General features: G+C 69.5%; 17 protein-coding genes. 11 read left to right on the top strand and 6 right to left on the bottom strand.

The features are described from left to right. Positions 1 to 29: 29 nt before the first annotated feature. The 5 genes from ACIBG8_RS18270 to ACIBG8_RS18250 all read left to right on the top strand — a co-directional run bounded on the left by ACIBG8_RS18270 (position 30) and on the right by ACIBG8_RS18250 (position 7,780). Complete coding sequence (locus ACIBG8_RS18270) at positions 30 to 419, top strand: hemerythrin domain-containing protein (protein WP_397343996.1); 390 nt, start codon at positions 30 to 32, stop codon at positions 417 to 419. Next, positions 407 to 1,258 (top strand): LLM class flavin-dependent oxidoreductase, encoded by an 852-nt coding sequence (locus tag ACIBG8_RS18265; RefSeq protein ID WP_397343995.1) that lies wholly within the window; start codon positions 407 to 409, stop codon positions 1,256 to 1,258. The genes ACIBG8_RS18270 and ACIBG8_RS18265 overlap by 13 nt, the downstream gene beginning before the upstream one ends. Before the next feature lie 172 nt (positions 1,259 to 1,430). Continuing rightward, complete coding sequence (locus ACIBG8_RS18260; protein ID WP_397343994.1) at positions 1,431 to 2,216, top strand: hypothetical protein; 786 nt, start codon at positions 1,431 to 1,433, stop codon at positions 2,214 to 2,216. 137 nt (positions 2,217 to 2,353) lie between these two features. Further along, positions 2,354 to 4,432 carry a cellulase family glycosylhydrolase gene (locus tag ACIBG8_RS18255; protein ID WP_397343993.1) on the top strand — a complete coding sequence of 693 codons (2,079 nt, stop codon included), beginning with the start codon at positions 2,354 to 2,356 and terminating at the stop codon, positions 4,430 to 4,432. A gap of 300 nt (positions 4,433 to 4,732) precedes the next feature. Then, the gene (locus ACIBG8_RS18250; RefSeq protein ID WP_397343992.1) at positions 4,733 to 7,780 is read left to right on the top strand and encodes a BTAD domain-containing putative transcriptional regulator; all 3,048 of its coding nucleotides are present in this window, start codon (positions 4,733 to 4,735) and stop codon (positions 7,778 to 7,780) included. On the opposite strand, the gene ACIBG8_RS18245 is transcribed toward ACIBG8_RS18250, so the two are convergent. Genes ACIBG8_RS18245 through ACIBG8_RS18230 form a run of 4 tightly spaced genes read right to left on the bottom strand, consistent with a single transcriptional unit; the run spans position 7,741 to position 11,402 of the window. Continuing rightward, positions 7,741 to 9,219 (bottom strand): CocE/NonD family hydrolase, encoded by a 1,479-nt coding sequence (locus ACIBG8_RS18245; protein ID WP_397343991.1) that lies wholly within the window; start codon positions 9,217 to 9,219, stop codon positions 7,741 to 7,743. The genes ACIBG8_RS18250 and ACIBG8_RS18245 overlap by 40 nt on opposite strands. Beyond that, a complete protein-coding gene (locus ACIBG8_RS18240) occupies positions 9,219 to 9,980 on the bottom strand; it encodes an ABC transporter permease (RefSeq protein ID WP_397343990.1) in 762 nt (253 codons plus the stop codon). Before ACIBG8_RS18240 ends, ACIBG8_RS18245 begins: the two co-directional genes overlap by 1 nt. Further along, positions 9,977 to 10,891: an ATP-binding cassette domain-containing protein gene (locus ACIBG8_RS18235; protein ID WP_397343988.1), complete on the bottom strand. Its 915-nt coding sequence runs from the start codon at positions 10,889 to 10,891 to the stop codon at positions 9,977 to 9,979. The genes ACIBG8_RS18240 and ACIBG8_RS18235 overlap by 4 nt, the downstream gene beginning before the upstream one ends. Before the next feature lie 25 nt (positions 10,892 to 10,916). Then, a complete protein-coding gene (locus ACIBG8_RS18230; RefSeq protein ID WP_397343987.1) occupies positions 10,917 to 11,402 on the bottom strand; it encodes an Lrp/AsnC family transcriptional regulator in 486 nt (161 codons plus the stop codon). Positions 11,403 to 11,532: 130 nt separating this feature from the next. On the opposite strand from ACIBG8_RS18230, the gene ACIBG8_RS18225 reads away from it, so the two are divergent. Both ACIBG8_RS18225 and ACIBG8_RS18220 read left to right on the top strand, forming a co-directional pair. Next, complete coding sequence (locus ACIBG8_RS18225) at positions 11,533 to 12,180, top strand: nitroreductase family protein (protein ID WP_397343986.1); 648 nt, start codon at positions 11,533 to 11,535, stop codon at positions 12,178 to 12,180. Between the two features lie 54 nt (positions 12,181 to 12,234). Beyond that, the gene (locus ACIBG8_RS18220; protein ID WP_397343985.1) at positions 12,235 to 14,052 is read left to right on the top strand and encodes a M14 family zinc carboxypeptidase; all 1,818 of its coding nucleotides are present in this window, start codon (positions 12,235 to 12,237) and stop codon (positions 14,050 to 14,052) included. Positions 14,053 to 14,573: 521 nt separating this feature from the next. On the opposite strand, the gene ACIBG8_RS18215 is transcribed toward ACIBG8_RS18220, so the two are convergent. Beyond that, on the bottom strand, positions 14,574 to 15,017 hold the full coding sequence (locus tag ACIBG8_RS18215; protein WP_397343984.1) for a MarR family winged helix-turn-helix transcriptional regulator: 444 nt from the start codon (positions 15,015 to 15,017) through the stop codon (positions 14,574 to 14,576). A 74-nt stretch (positions 15,018 to 15,091) separates the two neighbouring features. Here ACIBG8_RS18215 and wrbA point away from each other — a divergent pair, with 74 nt between their 5' ends. Beyond that, positions 15,092 to 15,685 carry an NAD(P)H:quinone oxidoreductase gene (gene wrbA / locus ACIBG8_RS18210; protein ID WP_397343983.1) on the top strand — a complete coding sequence of 198 codons (594 nt, stop codon included), beginning with the start codon at positions 15,092 to 15,094 and terminating at the stop codon, positions 15,683 to 15,685. After that, a complete protein-coding gene (locus ACIBG8_RS18205) occupies positions 15,682 to 16,983 on the top strand; it encodes an MFS transporter (protein WP_397343982.1) in 1,302 nt (433 codons plus the stop codon). The genes wrbA and ACIBG8_RS18205 overlap by 4 nt, the downstream gene beginning before the upstream one ends. Here the strand turns inward: ACIBG8_RS18205 and ACIBG8_RS18200 are convergent. Continuing rightward, positions 16,964 to 17,839: an MBL fold metallo-hydrolase gene (locus ACIBG8_RS18200; RefSeq protein WP_397343981.1), complete on the bottom strand. Its 876-nt coding sequence runs from the start codon at positions 17,837 to 17,839 to the stop codon at positions 16,964 to 16,966. The two genes, ACIBG8_RS18205 and ACIBG8_RS18200, sit on opposite strands and share 20 nt — an antisense overlap. Before the next feature lie 97 nt (positions 17,840 to 17,936). On the opposite strand from ACIBG8_RS18200, the gene ACIBG8_RS18195 reads away from it, so the two are divergent. Beyond that, positions 17,937 to 18,557, top strand: a complete 621-nt coding sequence (locus ACIBG8_RS18195; RefSeq protein ID WP_397343979.1) for a TetR/AcrR family transcriptional regulator — start codon at positions 17,937 to 17,939, stop codon at positions 18,555 to 18,557. A gap of 260 nt (positions 18,558 to 18,817) precedes the next feature. Next, positions 18,818 to 19,493, top strand: a 676-nt coding sequence (locus ACIBG8_RS18190; protein ID WP_397343978.1) for a carbohydrate-binding protein, incomplete at its 3' end; no start/stop codon positions are given.

Below are 19,493 nucleotides of genomic sequence, written 5' to 3'. Positions count from 1 at the left end.
TACCAGAAATAACCATCACGGGAGGACGAATGTCGAGGGACCACGCGCTGGTGCGCGAGCTGATCACCGTGCACGACGGGCTGAGACGCGAGCTGAAGGAGTTGCGCAACGCCGGTGAGGTCACCCGCGACCTGCGGGTGCGGTGCATGTACTACTGCCACCACGTCGAGACGCACCACACGGTCGAGTCGCTCTACCTGTTCACCGCGCTGCGCGAGCGCTTTCCCGACTCGTCCCCGGTGATCGACCGCCTCGAGGACGAGCACAGGAAGGTGGCCGGGATCCTGCGCGCGATCGAGGGGGCGGCCGACTTCCGCGAGGACCTGGAACGGCTGGCCGACGAGCTGCTCGCGCACCTGGACTGGGAGGAGGAGCAGCTGGAGCCGCTCCTGTCGAAGCTCGACAGGTGGCCGCTGTGATCGGCCTCTACGTCGACCCTGCCGACCACGTGTCCGCGCTGGCCACCGCCAGGTTCGCCGACGAGGCCGGGTTCGCCTTCGCCGCCACCCAGGACCACCCCTACGTGCCGGACCACCTGGAGATCTGGACGCTGCTGACCGCGGTCGCCACCGCGACGACCAGGCTCAAGGTGCTGACGAACGTGGCCAACCTGGCGCTGCGCCCGCCCGCGATGCTGGCCAAGGCGGCCGCCACGCTCGACGTGATCAGCGGCGGGCGCGTGCTGCTGGGCGTCGGCGCGGGCAGCCCGGCGGGAGACGCCCCCTCGTACGGCGCCGCCGTACCGAGCCTGGGGGCGATGGAGGAGGCGCTGCAGGTCCTCAGGCTGATGCGCGAGCCGGGACCGGTGAGCTTCGAGGGGCGCCACCACACGCTGCGCGACGCGCGGCCGGGGCCGGTGCGTGACGTGCCGATCTGGGTGGGCGCGCACAAGCCGCGCACGCTGGGGCTCGTCGGCAGGTACGGGGACGGCTGGATCGCTCCTGCCAGCATCTACGTGCCGCCGGCCGAGGTCGTGGGACGGCAGCACATCATCGACGAGGCGGCGCTGGCGGCCGGCCGGGATCCCGGGGCGATCCACCGCTCCTACAACGTGGTCGGCGTGATCACTCCTGGCGGGCGCGGGATCGAGCAGGACTACGTGCCGGTGCAGGGGCCGCCGGAGTTCTGGGTGGACGTGATCGGCCGCTACACCTCCGACCTGGGCTTCGACTCGGTCGTCTTCGCCCCGTTCGGCGCCGACGTCGTGCGGCAGGCCGAGCTGTTCGCCGAGAAAGTTCTGCCCAGCTATTTACCCTGAATTCCTACTGGATTACCATGAAAATGGCTGGTTGGCAGCGGGCGGATCGCACGGCAGGGGTGGCCGGGCGATCCGCTCCCGCTACGTATAAGCCCCAATTGTTGCAATCTCCCCAGGTCGTGAACATGAATGCGTGGGGGCCCACGCGCTCGATCATCACCTGGGGAGAATCATGAAATCCTTCGTCAAACTGGCACTGGGGCTGATCTCAGTCCTCGCGCTGGCCCTTCTGGGGGTGCCTGCGGGGGCGGCCAGCGCCACCGCCGCCGATCCGTGGGGAACGTACAAATCGGTGACCATCAGCGGCGGCCACGCCGAGCTCAAGGGCACCTACACCCTGACCGGCGACAACCTGTCGGTCCCGATCACCATCTCCGACAAGACGGCCGACACCACCCGCTGCGGCCTGGCGGTGTTCCGCTACTCCCTGTCCGGCGGGGCGACCCAGACGGCCAACTTCCCGTTCTGCGCGCCGACCGCCGCCGACGCGGACAACTCCACGACGGGCACGCTCAACGACGCCGACTTCCTCGACGTGCGCGTGTGCATGAGCAAGTCCGCCACGAACACCACGCCGATCGCGGGCTCCTGCAGCGCGTGGAAGGACATCTACGAGAAGGCCGACACCGTCTTCGAGGACGACTGGGGCAACTTCTACTCCGGCGCCTACAAGACCGTGAAGAACTACGCCAAGGGCCATGTCGAGGTCGACAAGGGCGACCTCTCCCTCGACGGCAGGCTGTACGACAAGGTGAAGAAGTACTGCGCGATCGCGGTCGTGAAGGTCACCACCAACAGCCCTGACGAGCAGGAGTTCACCCACTGCGGCACGGGCTACGGCAAGATCGAGATCGACGACTCGGGCGTGAAGGCCGTCGACATCAAGGTCTGCGTCTACGACGAGGCCAACGACAGAACCTTCAAGTGCGGCAAGTGGAAGTCGATCTACGTCGACTGATCGACCTGCGAGGACGCGTGGCCGGAGGGGCGGGGTGGGCCCTCCGGCCATTCGCGTGCGCAGATTGGGCCTTGACATCCGATGTCTGAGGGCCTACTGGTTAGTTAAGTTTCCTAACGAGTAGGAGCTCACCCCCCATGCATCGCTCCCTCCGAGTGGCCGCGCTCGCGGCGCTCGTCCTGGCCGCCTTACCAACCCTGTCCGCCCAGGCGGCGGCCACCAGGTACGAGTCAGAGTCGGCCGCCATCTCCCAGGGCGTGGTCGAGTCGAACCACACCGGCTACAGCGGCACCGGCTTCGTCAACTACGACAACGTGACCGGCAGCTCGGTGACCACCACCGTCAACGCCGCCAGCGCGGGCACCGCGACGATCACCCTGCGCTACGCCAACGGCACGACCACCAACCGGCCGATGTCCATCGCCGTCAACGGCGGCGCCGCCGTCACCAAGGACTTCCCGAGCACCGGCACCTGGGACACGTGGGCGTCCGCCACGATCACCGCGCCGGTCAACGCCGGAACGAACACCGTCAAGGCCACCTCCACCACCGTCAACGGCGGCCCCAACCTCGACTACATCGACGTCGACGTGGCCGCGCCGTCCAACGAGTACCAGGCGGAGAACGCCACGATCTCGCAGGGCATCGTGGACACCAAGCACGCCGGATACACCGGGACCGGGTTCGTCGACTACACCAACGTCACCGGGTCCTACGTCGAGTTCAACGTGAACGCGGCGGCAGCGGGCACCGCGACCCTGTCCTTCCGCTTCGCCAACGGCACGACGACCAACCGCCCGATGTCCATCAGCGTGAACGGCGCGGCCGGGATCGCCAAGGACTTCCAGGGCACCGGCGCCTGGACCACCTGGCAGGAAGCCACCGTCAGCGCCGCGCTGAACGCCGGGGCCAACACGGTCAGAGCCACGGCGACCACCGCCAACGGCGGGCCCAACCTCGACCGGCTCACCGTCAGCGTCTCCGGTCCGCCGGACACGCAGGCGCCGACCGTTCCGGCCAACCCGCGCAGCACCGCGACCACGTCCAGCTCGATCAGCCTCGCCTGGGACGCCTCCACGGACAACAGCGGGACGATCAAGGACTACCAGGTGCGCGAGGGCGAGACCGTCGTGGCCACCGTACCCTCGACCACCGCCACGATCAGCGGCCTGGCCGCCTCCTCCACCCACACCTACACCGTCACGGCCAGGGACCCCTCCAACAACGAGTCGGCGCGCAGCGCCACCGTGACGGCCACCACCCAGACGGGCGGCGGCGGCGGGACCCCGGTCGAGGCGAACGGCCAGCTCACCGTCTGCGGCGTGCACCTGTGCAACGAGCACGGCAAGGCCATCCAGCTGCGCGGCATGAGCACGCACGGGCTGCAGTGGGAGTGGTCCTGCTACAACGCCGCCTCGCTGGACGCGCTGGCCGTCGACTGGAAGGCCGACATCCTGCGCATCTCGATGTACATCCAGGAGGACGGCTACGACACCAACCCGCGGCTGTTCACCGACCGGGTGCACCAGCTGATCGAGATGGCCTCGGCGCGCGGCATGTACGCCATCGTCGACTGGCACATGCTGAACCCGGGCGACCCGTTCGCCATGAACAACCTGGCCAAGGCCAAGACGTTCTTCACCGAGATCGCGCAGCGGCACAACAACAAGAAGAACCTGCTGTACGAGATCATGAACGAGCCGAGCGGGGTCTCGTGGTCGCGCATCAGGGACTACGCGCACCAGATCATCCCGGTGATCCGCGCCAACGACCCGGAGAGCCCGATCCTGGTCGGGACGCGCGGGTGGTCCTCGCTGGGTGTCTCCGAGGACTCCAACGAGACCGAGGTCATCAACAACCCGGTCAACGCGACGAACATCCTCTACACGTTCCACTTCTACGCGGCCTCGCACGGCTCGGAGTACCTGAACACGCTCAGCCGGGCCGCCGACCGCATCCCGATGTTCGTGACCGAGTTCGGGACGCAGAACTACGAGGGCGAGGGGTCGAACAACTTCACGATGTCGCAGCAGTACCTCGACCTGATGGCGGCCAAGAAGATCAGCTGGACGAACTGGAACTACTCCAACGACAACAGGACCGGCGCCGTCTTCACCACGGGCACCTGCCCGAACGGCCCGTTCACCGGCACGACCCGGCTGAAGGAGGCGGGCAAGTGGATCCGCGACCGGGTCCGCACGCCTGACGACTTCTGACCCCGAGGAAACCCGAGGGTCGCGGCGCCCCCACCGCCGCGACCCTCCCCCCGCCCAAGCGCCCCTTGGTGGTGCCTCGCAGGAATCCCGGAAGTCCTCCGCGGGGCAGGTGATCACCCGGGCCTTGGAGCTCCTAACAGGAGGAATCTCACCTCGAGAGCGCCCAGAAAGCCCAGAGAGGGGAGACCCTCCCGCTGTACCTCTCTCTCCTTTGAGGGAGTTGGGTGTTCTCAGGCCGTTCACGGGTGGCAGCCGGGGCGGGGAGGGCTGTTCGGTCGGTGGGTGGGGCAGGATGGGTGGGTGCGGGTTGGTGTGCTGGGGGCTCTGGTCGTCACGGGCGACGAGGGCCCGATCGAGGTCGGTGGCACCCGCGTGCGCGCCCTCCTCGCCCTCCTGGCCCTGGAGAACGGCGCGCCCGTCTCCCAGGACCGCCTCATCGACGCCCTCTGGGCGGAAGCCCCACCGGCCAACGCCACCAACGCCCTCCAAACCCTCGTCAAACGGCTGAGAGCGGCCATCGGCTCAGGCGCGGTGACCAGCGCCCAGGGCGGCTACGCGCTCCAGGCGGACGTCGACGCGGCGGAGTTCGCCAGGAGGGTCGCCGAGCACGACTACGACGAGGCGCTCGCCCTCTGGCGCGGCCCCGCTCTCACCGGCCTCACCGGATTCGGGCAACTCGCCAACATCGCCACCCGCCTCGAAGACGACCGCCTGTCCGCGATCGAGGCCCAGGCCACCGTACGGCTGGCCGGCGGCGTGGCCCCCGACCAGGTCGCCACCCTGCTCGCCGAGGTCAAAGAGCACCCGATGCGCGAGAAGCTGGCCGCCCTGGCCATGCGCGCCCTGGCCGCCACCGGCAGGCAGGCCGAAGCCCTCACCCTGTTCGAGCGCACCCGCCACACCCTGGCGGAGGAGCTCGGCGTCGACCCGGGCCCCGACCTCCGCGCCGCCCACCTGGCCGTCCTGTCCGGCGTCCAGGCCGCCCAACCCCAGAAGTCCCAGCTCCGCGCCCCGCTCACCTCGTTCATCGGCAGGGAGGACGAGCTCGACCAGCTCACCACCCTGCTCCGCACCGCCAGGATGGTCACCATCGTCGGTCCCGGCGGCGCGGGCAAGACGCGGCTCGCCACCGAGGCCGCCCTGCGCGCGGACACGGCCGCGTGGATGGTCGAGCTGGCCAGCGTGGCCGACCCGTCCGACGTCCCCGGCGCGCTGGTCGACACGCTGGGCCTGCGCGACGAGGTCCAGGACCCGGCCGAGTGGCTGGGCGGCAGGCAGGCGCTGCTCGTCCTCGACAACTGCGAGCACGTGATCGGCGCCGCGGCCGTGCTGGCCGAGCGGCTCCTCACCTCCTGCCTCGGCCTGCGCATCCTGGCCACCAGCCGCGAACCTCTGGGCGTTCCAGGCGAACGGCTGGCGCCGATCCCGCCGCTCGAACCGCCACCGGTGGGGGTCGGGCCCGAGCGGGTCGCTGCTTCGCCCGCCGTACAGCTGCTGGTCGACCGGGCTTCCGCCGTACGCCCCGGGTTCGTCCTCGACGAGGGCAACGCGGGCCAGGTGGGGGAGCTGACCCGCAGCCTGGACGGCATGCCGCTGGCGATCGAGCTGGCCGCCGCCAGGCTGCGGAGCATGACCCCCGAACAGCTCGTCCAGCGGCTCGGCGACCGGTTCAGGCTGCTGACCGGCGGCAGCCGTACGGCGCTGCCCAGGCAGCAGACGTTGCGCGCGGTCGTCGAGTGGAGCTGGGACCTTCTCACCGAGGAGGAGCTCACGCTGGCCCGCAGGCTGGCCGTCTTCGCGGGCGGCGCGGCGCTGGAGAGCGTGGAGGCGGTGTGCGGGGCCGCAGCGCTCGACGCGCTGGGCGCCCTGGTGGACAAGTCTCTGGTCCAGGCCGACGGGCGCTACTCGATGCTGGAGACGATCCGCGCCTACGCCATGGAACGGCTGCTGGCGGCTGACGAGGTCGAGGCCTACCGAAGGCGGCATGCCGTACATTTCCTCGACCTCGCCGAGCGGGCCGTGCCTGCGTTGCGCACGGGCGAGCAGGTGAAGTGGATCGAGCGGTTCGTGGCGGAACGCGGCAACTTCGCCGCCGCGATGCGCTGGGCGGTCGACGTGAGCGACGTGGAGATCGCGCTGCGCCTGTGCGGGGCGCTGAACTGGTACTGGTGGATGTGCGGCTACCACGCCGAGGCGGAGGACTGGTCCAGGCAGGTGCTCGCGCTGGCCGGGGACACCCCGCCGGAAGGCCTGGTCAGGGCCTACGCGGCGTGCAGGTTCGCCCAGGGCATGGCCGACGTGGGCCGGGTGATGAACGAGCCGGAGACGATGCGGGCGCTGATGACCGAAATGGACGTGCTGCTCGTCGACGCGGAGCGCGAGGGTCCCACCCACCCGATGCTGCTCGTCGCCAGGGCCGTGCTGGCCGCGATGACCCAGCAGGACGACTTCCTCGCCGAGCTGCTCGAACGTTACGTCGCCTCGGACGACCCGTGGCTGGTGAGTTCGGCGCTGATGTTGCGCGGGAGCTGGCTGTCCAGGCAGGGCAGGTCAGAGGGGGACCTGGAGCGCGCCGTCGACGGGTTCAGGCGGCTCGGCGACCGCTGGGGCCTGACCGAGGCCGTGCTGAACCTCGCCTCCGTGCGTGCCGCCAAGGGCGTGCACTCGCCCGAGCTGCTGGCCGAGGCGGCCGAGCTCACCGCCCCCTGGGTCGCGCCCGAGGAGTCGATCTCCACACTCGTGCACATGGCGTCGCTGCGCGCCCAGGGCGGCGACCTGGACGGGGCCACGGCCGACCTGGCAGAGGCCAGGTCGCGGGTGACCGGGGAGACCAACGCCCACACGCTCATCCAGCTGCGCACCGGCGAGGCCGACCTGGCCAGGCGGTGCGGCGACCTGCCAGGCGCGCTCGCCGGGTTCGCCGAGGCGGTCGAGCAGCTCACCGCGGCCAAGGGGATGATCCCGCAGCTCATCGCCATGGCCCGCACGTCGTACGGCAGGGCGTTGATCGCCGCGGGGGAGCGGGAGGCAGCGCGGGAGCAGCTGCTGGCCGCCATGGACACCTTCGACGCCGCCCCCGACCTGCCCGTCCTGGCCACCGTCGTGTCCGGCTTCGCCATCGAGGCGCAGACGGCGGGACACGCGGAACGCGCCGCCGAGCTGTTCGGCGGCGCGAGCGCGATCTACGCGACGGACGGTTCGTTCGACCCGGACACGGCGGAGGCGACGGCCGCCTGCCGCGCCGAGCTCGGCGCGGCGCGGTTCGCCGCGGCCTTCGCGCGCGGGGCGGCGCTCTCCAGGCAGGAGGTCTACGCGCTGGCCCGCTCGACGACGGGCAACACCAGGTAGGAGGGGGCGTGCACGGTGACCGTCGCCTTCTCCACGGCCGGGTGCCGCGCGTACTTCGGGAAGTTCGTCGCCGCGACATCCAGCCTGATCCGGTGACCGGCGCGGAAGACGTTGGAGATCGCACCGAGCCTGACCCGCACCTCGCCGTCCCGGTCGAACCTGGCCACCGCGTCGGTGATCAGCTCGGCCCTGCCGTCCGGATACACGTCGACGAGCTTGGCGGTCAGGTCCGAGGGTCCGGTGCTCGACACGGTCGCCACCAGCTCCACCTCGCCCGTCACCTCCAGCGGGCGCTCCAGCGGCTCGCCCACGTACCGCAGCACGTCGTGACGCCCGTCCAGCGGCCGCTGGTCGAGCGGCCCGAACGCGTCGAACATCATCACCGCGCCGCCCAGCGTCGGCACCGGGTCGTAGGGGTCGCTGGTGAACTCCCTGGAACCGGCGGCCGGGGCCGCGCCGAGCGAGCCGTCCTCACCCAGGTGGTACGGCACGCGCCTGGCGTCGAGCAGCGGCCAGTCCCGCTCGGTGCGCCACTCGTCCGTGCCCATGACGAAGATCCGCACCCTGGCGTCGTCGCGCAGCGGTTCGCCGCGCAGCCAGTGATCGAACCAGTCCAGGTGGATCCCCGTCCAGTCGATCGCCGCCTGGCTGGCCCGGTCGCCGTAGTCGCGGTCGAAGATCGCCCGGTCCTGGGTGAAGTGCGTCCACGGGCCGACGATCAGCCGTGAGTCGCCGCGCAGCCGCTCGTAGTGCCCGATGGACGCGTCGCGGAAGTAGTCGTGCCAGCCGGTGCTGACCAGCGCGGGCACCTCGATCCTGGAGTGGTCGATCACCGGCTCCCGCCAGAGCTCGGCCGCCGGGTCCGTGGTCTCCATCCAGGCGCGGTAGAAGGGGACCAGGTCGTCGAGCAGCGGCTGGTCGCCCGGCGGCAGCCGTTCCATCATGGCGCCGAGCTCGGTCGGCGGGAGGCCGCCGAAGACGATGGCGCAGACGGTGAGGACCACGTTGAGGTTGGGCACGCCGCCGGAGTAGACGGTCTCGTAGAGCCCGGCCGGGGTCACCGAGGGGGCGATGGCGCGCAGGCCCTCGGGCCGCTCGCGGGCGGCGAGGAGCTGGGTGTAGCCGAGGTAGGAGTCGCCGAACATGCCGACATTTCCATCCGACCAGGGCTGGGTGGCCGCCCAGCGCACCGCGTCATAGCCGTCCTCCGCCTCGCCGGTGAAGAAGCGGAACTCGCCGCCGGACTCACCGGTGCCGCGCACGTCCTGGACGACCACGGCATACCCGGCCTCGACCAGGCGGTCCAGGTCGAGCCTGAGCGCCGGTCCAGGCACCTGCCTCCTGTCATACGGCGTGCGGGCCAGCAGGACGGGATGCCTGCCGCCGCCGGAGGGGAGATACACCGTCGAGGCCAGCTCGACTCCATCGCGGGTGAACATCAGCGAACCCTTCTGTTGTAGGCGCGCAGCGCCAGCGGAACGAAGACGGCGAACAGGGCGGCGGCCCCGCCCAGGGAGATCCAGACATCGGCGGCGTGCAGGTTGCCCACCATGAACCCGCGCAGCGCCCCGGCCAGGTGGGAGACCGGGTTGACTCCCATCCACCACTGCAGCCAGCCGGGCATGTTCGTGGACGGGATGAAGGCGCTGCTGCCGAGCGTGAGGGGGAGCAGGACGGCGGTGGACATGCCCTGCATCGCGGTGACGTTCTTGGCCACCAGCCCGATCCAGGCCGACGCCCAGCTCAGCGCGGCGGTGAAGAGCAGTACGACGGCGAGCCCGGCCAGCGCGCTCAGCGGGTCGGTCTGCACACGGAAGCCCACGCCGTACCCGACGAGCACCGACATGGCCATCGTGATCAGCATGGTGAACAGGTCGGCGAGGATCCGCCCGACCAGCGGCGCCGACCTGGCGATCGGCATCGTCCTGAACCGGTCGAACACCCCGTTGCCGATGTCGGTGGCCAGGTTGAGCCCGGTGCCGATGGTCGCCATCAGCGACACCTGCACCAGCACACCGGGCAGCATGTAGAGGACGGCCTCGTCCCTGTTGCCCGAGGCCGCGCCGCCGAACAGGTAGACGAAGACCACGATCATGAAGACGGGCTGGATCAGCATCCCGACGAGCTGGCCCGGGCTGTTCTTGAGCGGCACGAGGCTGCGCCAGGCGAGGGTGAGTCCTTGGGAGACGGCTGTGGTCATCTGGCTGCTCCGGTGAGTGCGAGGAAGACGTCGTCGAGGCTGGGCAGGCGCAGGGCGTGCTCGCTGAGCACGATCCCGGCGTCGTCGAGCCTGCGCAGGATGCGCGGTGGTTCTTCGAGGTCGTGGATGGGCAGGCTGAGCACGCCCCGCTCGTCGGCCGGCGCGCCGACGAGCACGGCGGCCTTGTCCAGGTCGCGCGGGTCGAGCGGCCTGACGTCCAGCCGGTGGCCGCCCGCCCTGGCCTTCAGCTCCTCGGGGCGGCCCGAGGCGGCGACCCTGCCGCGGTCGATGAGCAGCAGGTCGTCGGCGAGCTGGTCGGCCTCCTCCAGATATTGCGTGGTCAGGAGTACGGTCACCCCGTCGGCGACCAGCTCCCTGACGACCTCCCACAGCTCGTTGCGCGCGTGCGGGTCGAGGCCGGTGGTCGGCTCGTCGAGGAAGAGGATGCGCGGGCTGCTGACCAGGCTGACGGCCAGGTCGAGGCGTCGGCGCATGCCGCCCGAGTAGCCCTCGGCCGTCCTGTCCGCCGCGTCGGTCAGGCCGAAGCGCTCCAGCAGCCCTTTCGCGCGGCCACGCGCTGTCTCCCTGGACAGGCCGAGCAGGCGGCCCATCATGACGAGGTTCTGCCTGCCGGTCAGCTTCTCGTCGACCGAGGCGTACTGCCCGGTCAGCCCGATGAGCTCCCGGACCTTCTTCGCCTGGGTCACCACGTCGTGGCCGCCGACCCTGGCGGTGCCCGCGTCGGGGGCGATCAGGGTGGCCAGGATCCGTACGGCGGTGGTCTTGCCCGCGCCGTTCGGACCCAGCACGCCGAGGACCGCGCCCTCCCTGGCGCGCAGGTCGACGCCGTCGAGCGCGACCTTCTCACCGTATTTCTTGACGAGCCCTTCGGCTTCGATCGCGTAGGTCATGCCCCTACGGTCGCGGGGGGCGCTGTCAGCGTTCTGGCATTCTCCTGGCAGCCAATGGCAGCACCCGGTACGGCACGACAGTGGAGAGCGTGATGACCGTGCTGCTCCGCCGTACCCCGTCTATGGACAGCATCAGGTCGATGACGCGCTGGATGTCCTCGTGGTCGCGCCCGGCTATACGGCACCAGACGTCGCCAGGGCCGGTGACGATGTAGGCCTCCAGCAGCTCGGGGATGGCGTCCAGGGCTTTGGAGACGTCCTCGCGGGAGGTCTGCTCGACCTCCAGCGTGGTGAAGGCCTGCACGGGGTGGCCGAGGGCGCGGGCGGACAGGTTGGGGCCGAAGTCGGTGATCACGCCGTCGGCCGTGAGCCGGTCGAGCCTGGCCTGTACGGTGCCCCGCGCGACGCCCAGGAGCCGCGCGATCTCCAGCAGCCCGGTGCGCGGCCGCTCCCCGACGAGGCGCAGGATGTCCCGATCGAGATCGTCCAGGCCGGTGCGTTTGGCTGGCATATTCGACTCTCTTCGCCCGGTTTATCTGTCTGTTTGGCAGCATAGAAGGCGTGGTGTTGTCACTCCAGGCAGGCGTGTCGAGACTTATCGGCCTATGGAGCACAAATATCCTTTCGTCCCTTACCGTCCTGTGCGTTACTCGCCCGAGGAGATGCTGCGGCGGGGCCGTGAGTTCTTCGAGCTGGTCGACAGCCGGCGCAGCGTGCGGTTCTTCTCCGAAGAACCCGTGCCGCGCGAGTGCATCGACCTGGCGGTGATGGCGGCCAACACCGCACCCTCCGGCGCGCACCAGCAGCCGTGGAAGTTCGTCGTGATCGGCGACGCGGACACCAAGGCGCGCATCCGCGACGCGGCCGAGGTGGAGGAGCGGCAGAACTACGAGGGCGGACGGCTGACGCCCGAGTGGCGCGAGGCGCTGGCGCCGCTGGAGACCACCTCGGACAAGGGGTACCTGGAGGTCGCCCCCTGGCTGGTGGTGTGCTTCGCGGAGAAGTACGGCGTGCGGCCCGACGGCACCCGGGTCAAGCACTACTACGTCAACGAGAGCGTCGGCATCGCCTGCGGCCTGTTCATCACCGCCCTGCACAGCATGGGACTGTCGACGCTGACGCACACGCCCAACCCCATGGCGTTCCTCAGCGACATCTGCGCGCGGCCCGGCAACGAGCGGCCGTACATCCTCTTCCCCGTCGGCTACGCGGCAGGTGACGCCGAGGTGCCCGACATCGTGCGCAAGCCGTTGGATCTTGCCCGGATAAATTGGGCCTTCTCCAGCTGAGCGAAAGTCTTCACTCTCGGTGCAGGCGCGTGTCAAGCACTGAGGAGGCACCTCGTGAGACGCCGATTAACCATTCTGCTGGCCGTCCTGGGACTGTTCTGCCTGACCGGCATCCAGGGGGCGGGAGCCGGCGCGGAACCGCCGGCCAACAAGCAGTACCGCGTCCAAGGACCGGCCAACGCCCAGCAGCGCACCGCGGTATCCCGCACCGGCGCCGCGATCGAGGAGGTGGCGGCGGACTCCGTCACGATCACCGCCACGGCCGCCGAGGTCCAGGCGATCAAGAAGCTCGGCTACCAGGTCACGGAATTGCCGCGCCCGTTATCCCCGTCCGGCGGCGTCACTGCCTTTGACTTCCCGCCGTCGGACTCCGGCTACCACAACTACGCCGAGATGAACGCCGACCTCAACGCGCTCGCCGCGGCGAAGCCGGCCCTCGTCCAGAAGTTCGTGTACGGCAAGTCGTACGAGAACAGGGACCTGGTCGGCATCAAGATCAGCGACAACGTCGGGACCGACGAGTCGGAGCCGGAGATCCTCTTCACCGCGCACCAGCACGCCCGCGAGCACCTCACGGTCGAGATGGCGCTCTACATCGCGCACCTGCTCGCCGACAACTACGGCACGGACAGCAGGATCACCGGCCTGGTGAACACCAGGGAGATCTGGATCCTGCCCGACCTCAACCCGGACGGCGGCGAGTACGACATCGCCACCGGCAGCTACCGCTCCTGGCGCAAGAACCGGCAGCCCAACGCCGGCTCCTCGTCGGTCGGCACCGACGAGAACCGCAACTGGAACTACAACTGGGGATGCTGTGGCGGCTCCTCCGGTTCCACCTCCAGCGAGACCTACCGCGGCGCGTCCGCTGAGTCGGCGCCCGAGGTCAAGGCGACCGCGGACTGGGTACGCAGCAGGGTCGTCGGCGGCGTGCAGCAGCTCAAGGCGCACATCGACTGGCACACCTACAGCGAGCTCGTGTTGTGGCCGTACGGGTTCACGTTCAACGACACCGCGCCGGGCCTGACCCAGGACGACAGGGACGCGCACGCGACCCTCGGCCAGAACATGGCCTCGACCAACAGCTACACCCCTGAACAGGCCAGCGACCTCTACATCACCGACGGGACGATCGACGACTGGATGTGGGGGGTCTACAAGATCTTCAGCTTCACGTTCGAGATGTACCCGACGTCGGCGAGCCCCGGCTTCTACCCGCCGGACGAGGCCATCGTGCCGCAGACCACGCGTAACAGGGAGGCTGTGCTGCGGTTCCTGGAGTACGGGGACTGTGTTTACCGGATCATCGGTAAGGAGCAGCAGTACTGCGGGACGGGTGGCGGGACGACGGTGTACTCCGACACCTTCGAGACCGGTACTGGGTGGACGACGTTGTCGGACACCGCTACCACCGGTCTGTGGGAGCGCGGCGACCCCGAGGCGACGACGTCCAGCGGCGCGAAGCAACTGGGGACGACGGTGAGCGGCGTGAACGACCTGGTGACGGGTCGTCTGGCCGGCGCTTCGGCCGGTGAGAACGACATAGACGGCGGCCAGACGTCCATCCAGTCGCCCGCCATCACGTTGCCCGCCTCGGGAACCCTGACGTTGTCGTTCTCGTGGTATCTGGCTCATGGCTCCAACGCGTCTACTGCTGACTACCTGCGGGTGAAGGTGGTGGGTAGTAGCACGAGCCAGGTGTTCCAGCAGCTTGGTGCGGCTTCGAACCGCAACGGCTCCTGGGCTACGGCGACGGCCAACATCTCGTCCTTCGCGGGGCAGACGGTCCGCATCGTCATCGAGGCAGCGGACGCGTCAACGGCCTCGCTGGTGGAGGCCGGCGTAGACGACGTCAAGATCCTCCAACAGTAGAACCCACCAGGGGACGGCCACCGCAACCCGGCGGCCGTCCCCTTCCATCCCACCCTCATCGCCCTCCACCACCCACCTCCCCTTCCCTCCAGCACCCACTCGCCCGCCTGCCCGCCCTCCGCCCGCCCACCCACCTGCCCTTGGTCCCGCACGGGCTGGCCACCTCTGGCAGTGCCCCTCCGTGAGTGGTTGCTGCCAAGCCGGACAACGGCGCTCTCGACGTCGTTGGCGTCGGGGCTGGTCCCCCGAGACGACCCGCCGCCCGCAGATACCAGACAGCGTGTGGCAGGGCGAGGGGACGTAATCGCGCTCATCCCGGCCGTGGCGCAAGTCCCGCTCGGCACCCGCTCCGAGGCGAGGTCGCTCTCGCCACACCACACGCCGCTCAGAACCAGCTGGCTGCCGCTCCCGCTCTTGCTGGGTTTCGGGGACTGCGCCTGCACCCCCGCGGGCGCTGGCTCACGCAGGCGCAGGGGTTCGCATCACCCAACACAACCACCACGCAGGCCAGGCGGCGGGGGTTAGCGGCGGGGGCGGCGGGTGTCGACGTTGCTGGTCAGGGTCTTCAGGATGCCCGGAAGCTCGGCCACCGTCTCGCTGGGAAGGCCTGCCACCGTCTCCTCGGCCAGCGCGCACCACAGGTCCTTCACCTGCTCAGCCAGCACCTCCCCACTGGACGTCAGCTCCACCATGCTCGCGCGCTTGTCCCCCGGAGCAGGCCTCCGCTGGATGTGCCCGCTGGCCTCCAGCTTGCGGGTCATCAAAGTGACGCTCGGCGGCTCACACCCCAGCGCCTCACTCAACTGCGCCTGGATCATCGGCCCCGTCCGAGCCAGTTCGAGCAACAACGCCTCCTGCCCCGGATGCAACCCGAGCGGGGTCAATAGCGCCGCCGCCCTGGCCCGGTGGCGCAGGCTCAACAGCCGGATGGCCTGGTTGACGGCGTCGGCTTGCTCGAAGTCCACGGACCCCTCCTTGACAGATTAGTTACGCACATAACATTATGCGCATAACTAATCTTACAACACAGGAGCCGGATATGACCGTGAAGGTCGCCGTCATCTACTACAGCGCCACAGGCAGCGTGCACGCCCTCGCCCAGGCCCTCGCCGACGGCGCGAAGGAGACCGGAGCAGACGTACGGCTGCGCCGCGTCGCCGAGTTGGCGCCCGACAGCGCGATCCACGAGTGGCACGAGCACATCCCCGAAGCCACCGTCGAGGACCTCGCGTGGGCCGACGCCTTCGCCTTCGGCACGCCGACGCGGTTCGGCACCCCCGCCGCCCCGCTCAAGCAGTTCATCGACCAGACCGCCGCGCTGTGGAAGGAAGGCGGGCTCGCCGACAAGCCGGTGACCGCGTTCACTTCTGCGTACAACAGGCATGGCGGCAGCGAGGCCACCCTCCTCTCCTTGGGAAACGTGTTCTACCACTGGGGTGCGCTGATCGTCCCGCCCGGCTACACCGACCCGGCGGTCTACGCCGCCGGCGGTAATCCGTACGGCACGTCGTTCGTGGCCAGCGGAACGGACGGCGGCCCCGACGCGGCGGCGCTCGACGCGGCCAGGTACCAGGGCCGCCGCCTGGCCCAGGTCACCATCCGGCTGAACGACCGGGTCGCGCAGCTCGCATGAAGACCGAAACCAGACCAAGCTTCATGATCCTGGCGCTGGCGTGCGCCTGCCAGTTCATGGTGATCCTCGACGCGTCCATCGTGAACGTCGCCCTGCCCACCGTCCAGCGCGACCTCGGCTTCACCACCACCGGCCTGGCCTGGGTGGTGAACGGCTACCTGCTCACCTTCGCCGGGTTCATGCTGCTCGGCGGACGCGCGGCCGACCTGTTCGGCCATCGCCGGATGCTGACCGCAGGACTGTTCCTCTTCTCCGCGTCGAGCCTGGTCGGCGGCCTGGCGACCGCGCCGGAGATCCTCGTCGCCGCCCGCCTCGTCCAGGGAGCCGGGGCCGCCATGCTGGCCCCGGCGACGCTGGCCGTGATCAACACCAGCTTCCCCGAGGGCGCCGCGCGGGCGCGGGCGTTCGGCGCGTGGTCCGCCTCAGGCGGCGTCGGCGGGATGGCGGGCGCGCTCGCGGGCGGCGCCATCACCACCGGCCTGTCGTGGCGCTGGGTGTTCCTCATCAACGTGCCGATCGGCGCGGTGCTGATCGCCGTGGCCATGACCTCGTTGTACGGCACGCGGGCCGTACGCCGGGAGTCCCTCGACCTCGCCGGAGCCGTCACCGGGACGGCCGGGCTGGCCGCCCTGATCTACGGGGTCATGCAGGGCGCGCTCTGGTCGGTGGGAGCGGGTCTCGTGCTGCTGGCCGCGTTCGTCGTGGTGGAGGCGCGGTTCGCCAGGCAGCCGATGATGCCGCTGCGGCTGTTCAGGATCCGCGGGGTCGCCGTCGGCGGCGGGCTGCTCCTGCTGTTCGGCGGGATCGCCATCGCGATGTGGTACTTCTCCTCGATGTTCCTGCAGAACACGCTCGGCTTCAGCGCGCTCCAGGCGGGACTTGGGCAGACCCCGGCCGCGGTGACCTTCATGGTGGTCGCGCGACTGGTGCCGCGGGTGAGCGCGCGGTCCCTCCTGCTGGCCGGATCGGCCTGCTTCCTGGCCGGATTCGGCTGGCTGGCCCAGGCCGACGCGACCAGCGGCTACCTCGCCGGCGTGCTCGGCCCGACCCTGCTCATCGCGGTCGGCATCGGGCTGACCTTCCCCACCCTCATGGCGGCCGCGACCGCCGACGTTCCCGAGGGTGACGCGGGAACCGTCGGCGGCCTGGCCCAGACGGCCAGCCAGGTGGGCGGGTCGGTGGGCCTGGCGGTGCTCGCGACGTTCGCCGACTACGACCACGTCTTCCTGGTGGCCGCAGGGCTCGGCGTGGCCATCGCGGCGGTCAGCCTGCTGCTGCCTAGGACAGGTCCGTCCTAGAACCCGCGGGCTCCATGTCGACCAGCTTGTCCGCGATCCCCTGGCGCTTGAACGCCTTCACCAGGGACTTCATGTCCTCGGAGTAGATGTTCCAGCTGTCGGTGTGCACCGCGACCACCTTGCGCGGGTCGAGGTCCTTCGCCACCTTCGCGGCGTTCTCCGAGGTGAGGGTCAGCGGGGCGTTGTCGAGGATCGCGGGCGTGCGTGCGGCCCCGGCGAACAGGATGGCCGTGTCGATGCGCCCGATCTCCTTCTCGACCCGGTGGCCGAGCTTCCTGGCGACCTTGACCGACGCGTTGTCGCCGGAGATGTAGGTCGTGGGAACGCCCTTGCCGCTGAGCACGAAGCCGGTGACCTCGCCGTCGGCGCCGCGGTCCACCCCGTCCGGCCCGTGCAGCGCGGGCACGGCGGTGACCTTGACGGTGCCGCGCGGGGTCTTGAGGTCCTTGGAGTCCCAGCTCTTCATGCCGGTGACGTGGTCGCCCAGCCGCTTGTGCGCGCCCGGCGTGGAGAGCACGACGGGCACGCGCTTGAGCAGCTCGCGGCCGCTGTCGTCCAGGTTGTCGTCGTGCTGGTCGTGGGAGAGCAGCACGACGTCGATCTCGCCGATCTGGTCGACGCCGAGCGCGGGCGCCTGGATCTTCTCCAGTCCGCTCGGGTACTTCTTCGGCTGGTCGAACGTCGGGTCGATCAGGATGCGCAACCCGGCGACCTCGAGGATCGTGGTCGGCCCGCCGACGTGCGTGACGGCGAAGGCGGGCTTGGCCTCGGCGGAGGCCGGGCCGATGTTAGCGCCCAGAAGGGTCGCACCGGTGACGGTGGCCGAGGCGGCGCGGAGGAAAGTCGAACGCTTCATGGTGTAACCAGCTCTTTCTCTAGAGGCGATGTGTTCAACGCTAACACATCTTGATAGCGATGCTAACAACAGTGTTAGCGTTGCTACCATGGGACCCATGTCGACCGCACGAGAGCGCATCCTGGAAGCCACGGCCGAGCTGCTCGCCGGCAAGGACGCGCTGGCGATCTCGACCCGGGCCATCTGTGACCGGGCCAACGTCGGCATGCCCGAGATCTACCGGCAGTTCGGCGACAAGCAGGGGCTGCTCGCGGCGGTGGCCGACGTCGGCTTCCAGCGGTTCCTGGACAACAAGCGGCGCAACCCGCTCACCGCCGATCCGGTCGCCGACCTGCGCACGGCCTGGGACAGCCACGTCGCCTTCGCGCTGCGCAACCCGCACCTCTACCGGCTGATGTTCACCCCGACGGGCGACACCAAGCCGCAGGCGATCAAGGAGGCGCAGGCCATGCTGCTGGCGGCCGTGGAGCGCTGCCGCGAGGTGGGACGGCTGCGCACGACGCCGGAGCTGGCCGCCCAGTCGATCCTGTCCGCGAACGTGGGCGTGTGCGTGATGGCGCTGTCCTTCCCCGAGCTGTACGGCGGGCGGGACATCTCGGGGTCGGTGCGCGACGCCGTGATCGGCAAGGTCACCGGGGACGAGCGGGAGGACACCAGGATCGGCGCGGCGACCGTCCTCGCCCGATCCCTGCTGGACACCCTCACCGGCACGGCCTGAGCCGTACGGCAAGCGTGATTGAGGCCCGGAAACGGGTTGGCGGCCAGGTGGGTTTTGGGTCTTGTAAGGGGTGAGTGTCAAGGCTACGATCGCGGCAACTCTTAGGAAACTTTCCTAAAAGAAATCATGAACCAGGACAGCCATGGCACGCGAGCCGCCATAGACCCCCCTTGCAAGCTGCGGAAACACCAGTACCTCCGCCGCCCCGGCCAGCCGGGACGCCGACCACCCCCCAGAGTTCCCCACCCACGGGAGCGATCATGCGGCGTAGCATTCCCTTTGTCGTTCTGACAGTTCTGGCAAGCCTTTTCCTCACCACCGCCCCCACCAACGCCTCCAGTGCCTCGACCACCGTCATGGCCGCTTATCCCGCCTGGGCGCCCTGGACGGCCTACACGGCGGGCACGCGTGTCACCTACAACGGTGTCGACTACGAGTGCTGGCAACCCCACACCTCCCAACCGGGCTGGGAACCCCCGAACGTGCCCGCCCTGTGGAAGAACCTGGGCAGTTCGCCGGGCGACACCGTCAAGCCGACGGTCCCGGGTAACCTCCGCTCGACCGCGCAGGCCAACACGACGATCGATCTGGCGTGGAACGCCTCGACGGACAACAGCGGGACGATCAAGGAGTACCGGGTCTACGAGGGCACCACGGTCGTTAAGACCGTCACGGGTACCTCGACGCAGATCACGGGTCTGTCGCCGAACACGTCGCACACCTATACGGTCACCGCGGTCGATCCGTCGAACAACGAGTCGGACAAGAGCGCTTCGGTCACCGCGACGACGACCAACACCGGCGGCGACACCGTCAAACCCACCGTCCCCGGTAACCTCCGCTCGACCGCGCAGGCCAACACGACGATCGATCTGGCGTGGAACGCCTCGACGGACAACAGCGGGACGATCAAGGAGTACCGGGTCTACGAGGGCG

Source organism: Nonomuraea sp. NPDC050556, from assembly GCF_044457355.1.
Taxonomy (GTDB): domain Bacteria; phylum Actinomycetota; class Actinomycetes; order Streptosporangiales; family Streptosporangiaceae; genus Nonomuraea.
Note: the sequence above shows the minus strand (reverse complement) of the source record. Positions and strands in the feature narration are given on the sequence as shown.

Coding starts and splice junctions, on each gene's coding strand:
- ACIBG8_RS18255 (WP_397343993.1), top strand. CDS start 2,354: ATGCATCGCTCCCTCCGAGTGGCCGCGCTCGCGGCGCTCGTCCTGGCC.
- wrbA (WP_397343983.1), top strand. CDS start 15,092: ATGACCGTGAAGGTCGCCGTCATCTACTACAGCGCCACAGGCAGCGTG.
- ACIBG8_RS18195 (WP_397343979.1), top strand. CDS start 17,937: ATGTCGACCGCACGAGAGCGCATCCTGGAAGCCACGGCCGAGCTGCTC.
- ACIBG8_RS18235 (WP_397343988.1), bottom strand. CDS start 10,891: ATGACCTACGCGATCGAAGCCGAAGGGCTCGTCAAGAAATACGGTGAG.
- ACIBG8_RS18205 (WP_397343982.1), top strand. CDS start 15,682: ATGAAGACCGAAACCAGACCAAGCTTCATGATCCTGGCGCTGGCGTGC.
- ACIBG8_RS18240 (WP_397343990.1), bottom strand. CDS start 9,980: ATGACCACAGCCGTCTCCCAAGGACTCACCCTCGCCTGGCGCAGCCTC.
- ACIBG8_RS18260 (WP_397343994.1), top strand. CDS start 1,431: ATGAAATCCTTCGTCAAACTGGCACTGGGGCTGATCTCAGTCCTCGCG.
- ACIBG8_RS18270 (WP_397343996.1), top strand. CDS start 30: ATGTCGAGGGACCACGCGCTGGTGCGCGAGCTGATCACCGTGCACGAC.
- ACIBG8_RS18230 (WP_397343987.1), bottom strand. CDS start 11,402: ATGCCAGCCAAACGCACCGGCCTGGACGATCTCGATCGGGACATCCTG.
- ACIBG8_RS18200 (WP_397343981.1), bottom strand. CDS start 17,839: ATGAAGCGTTCGACTTTCCTCCGCGCCGCCTCGGCCACCGTCACCGGT.
- ACIBG8_RS18245 (WP_397343991.1), bottom strand. CDS start 9,219: ATGTTCACCCGCGATGGAGTCGAGCTGGCCTCGACGGTGTATCTCCCC.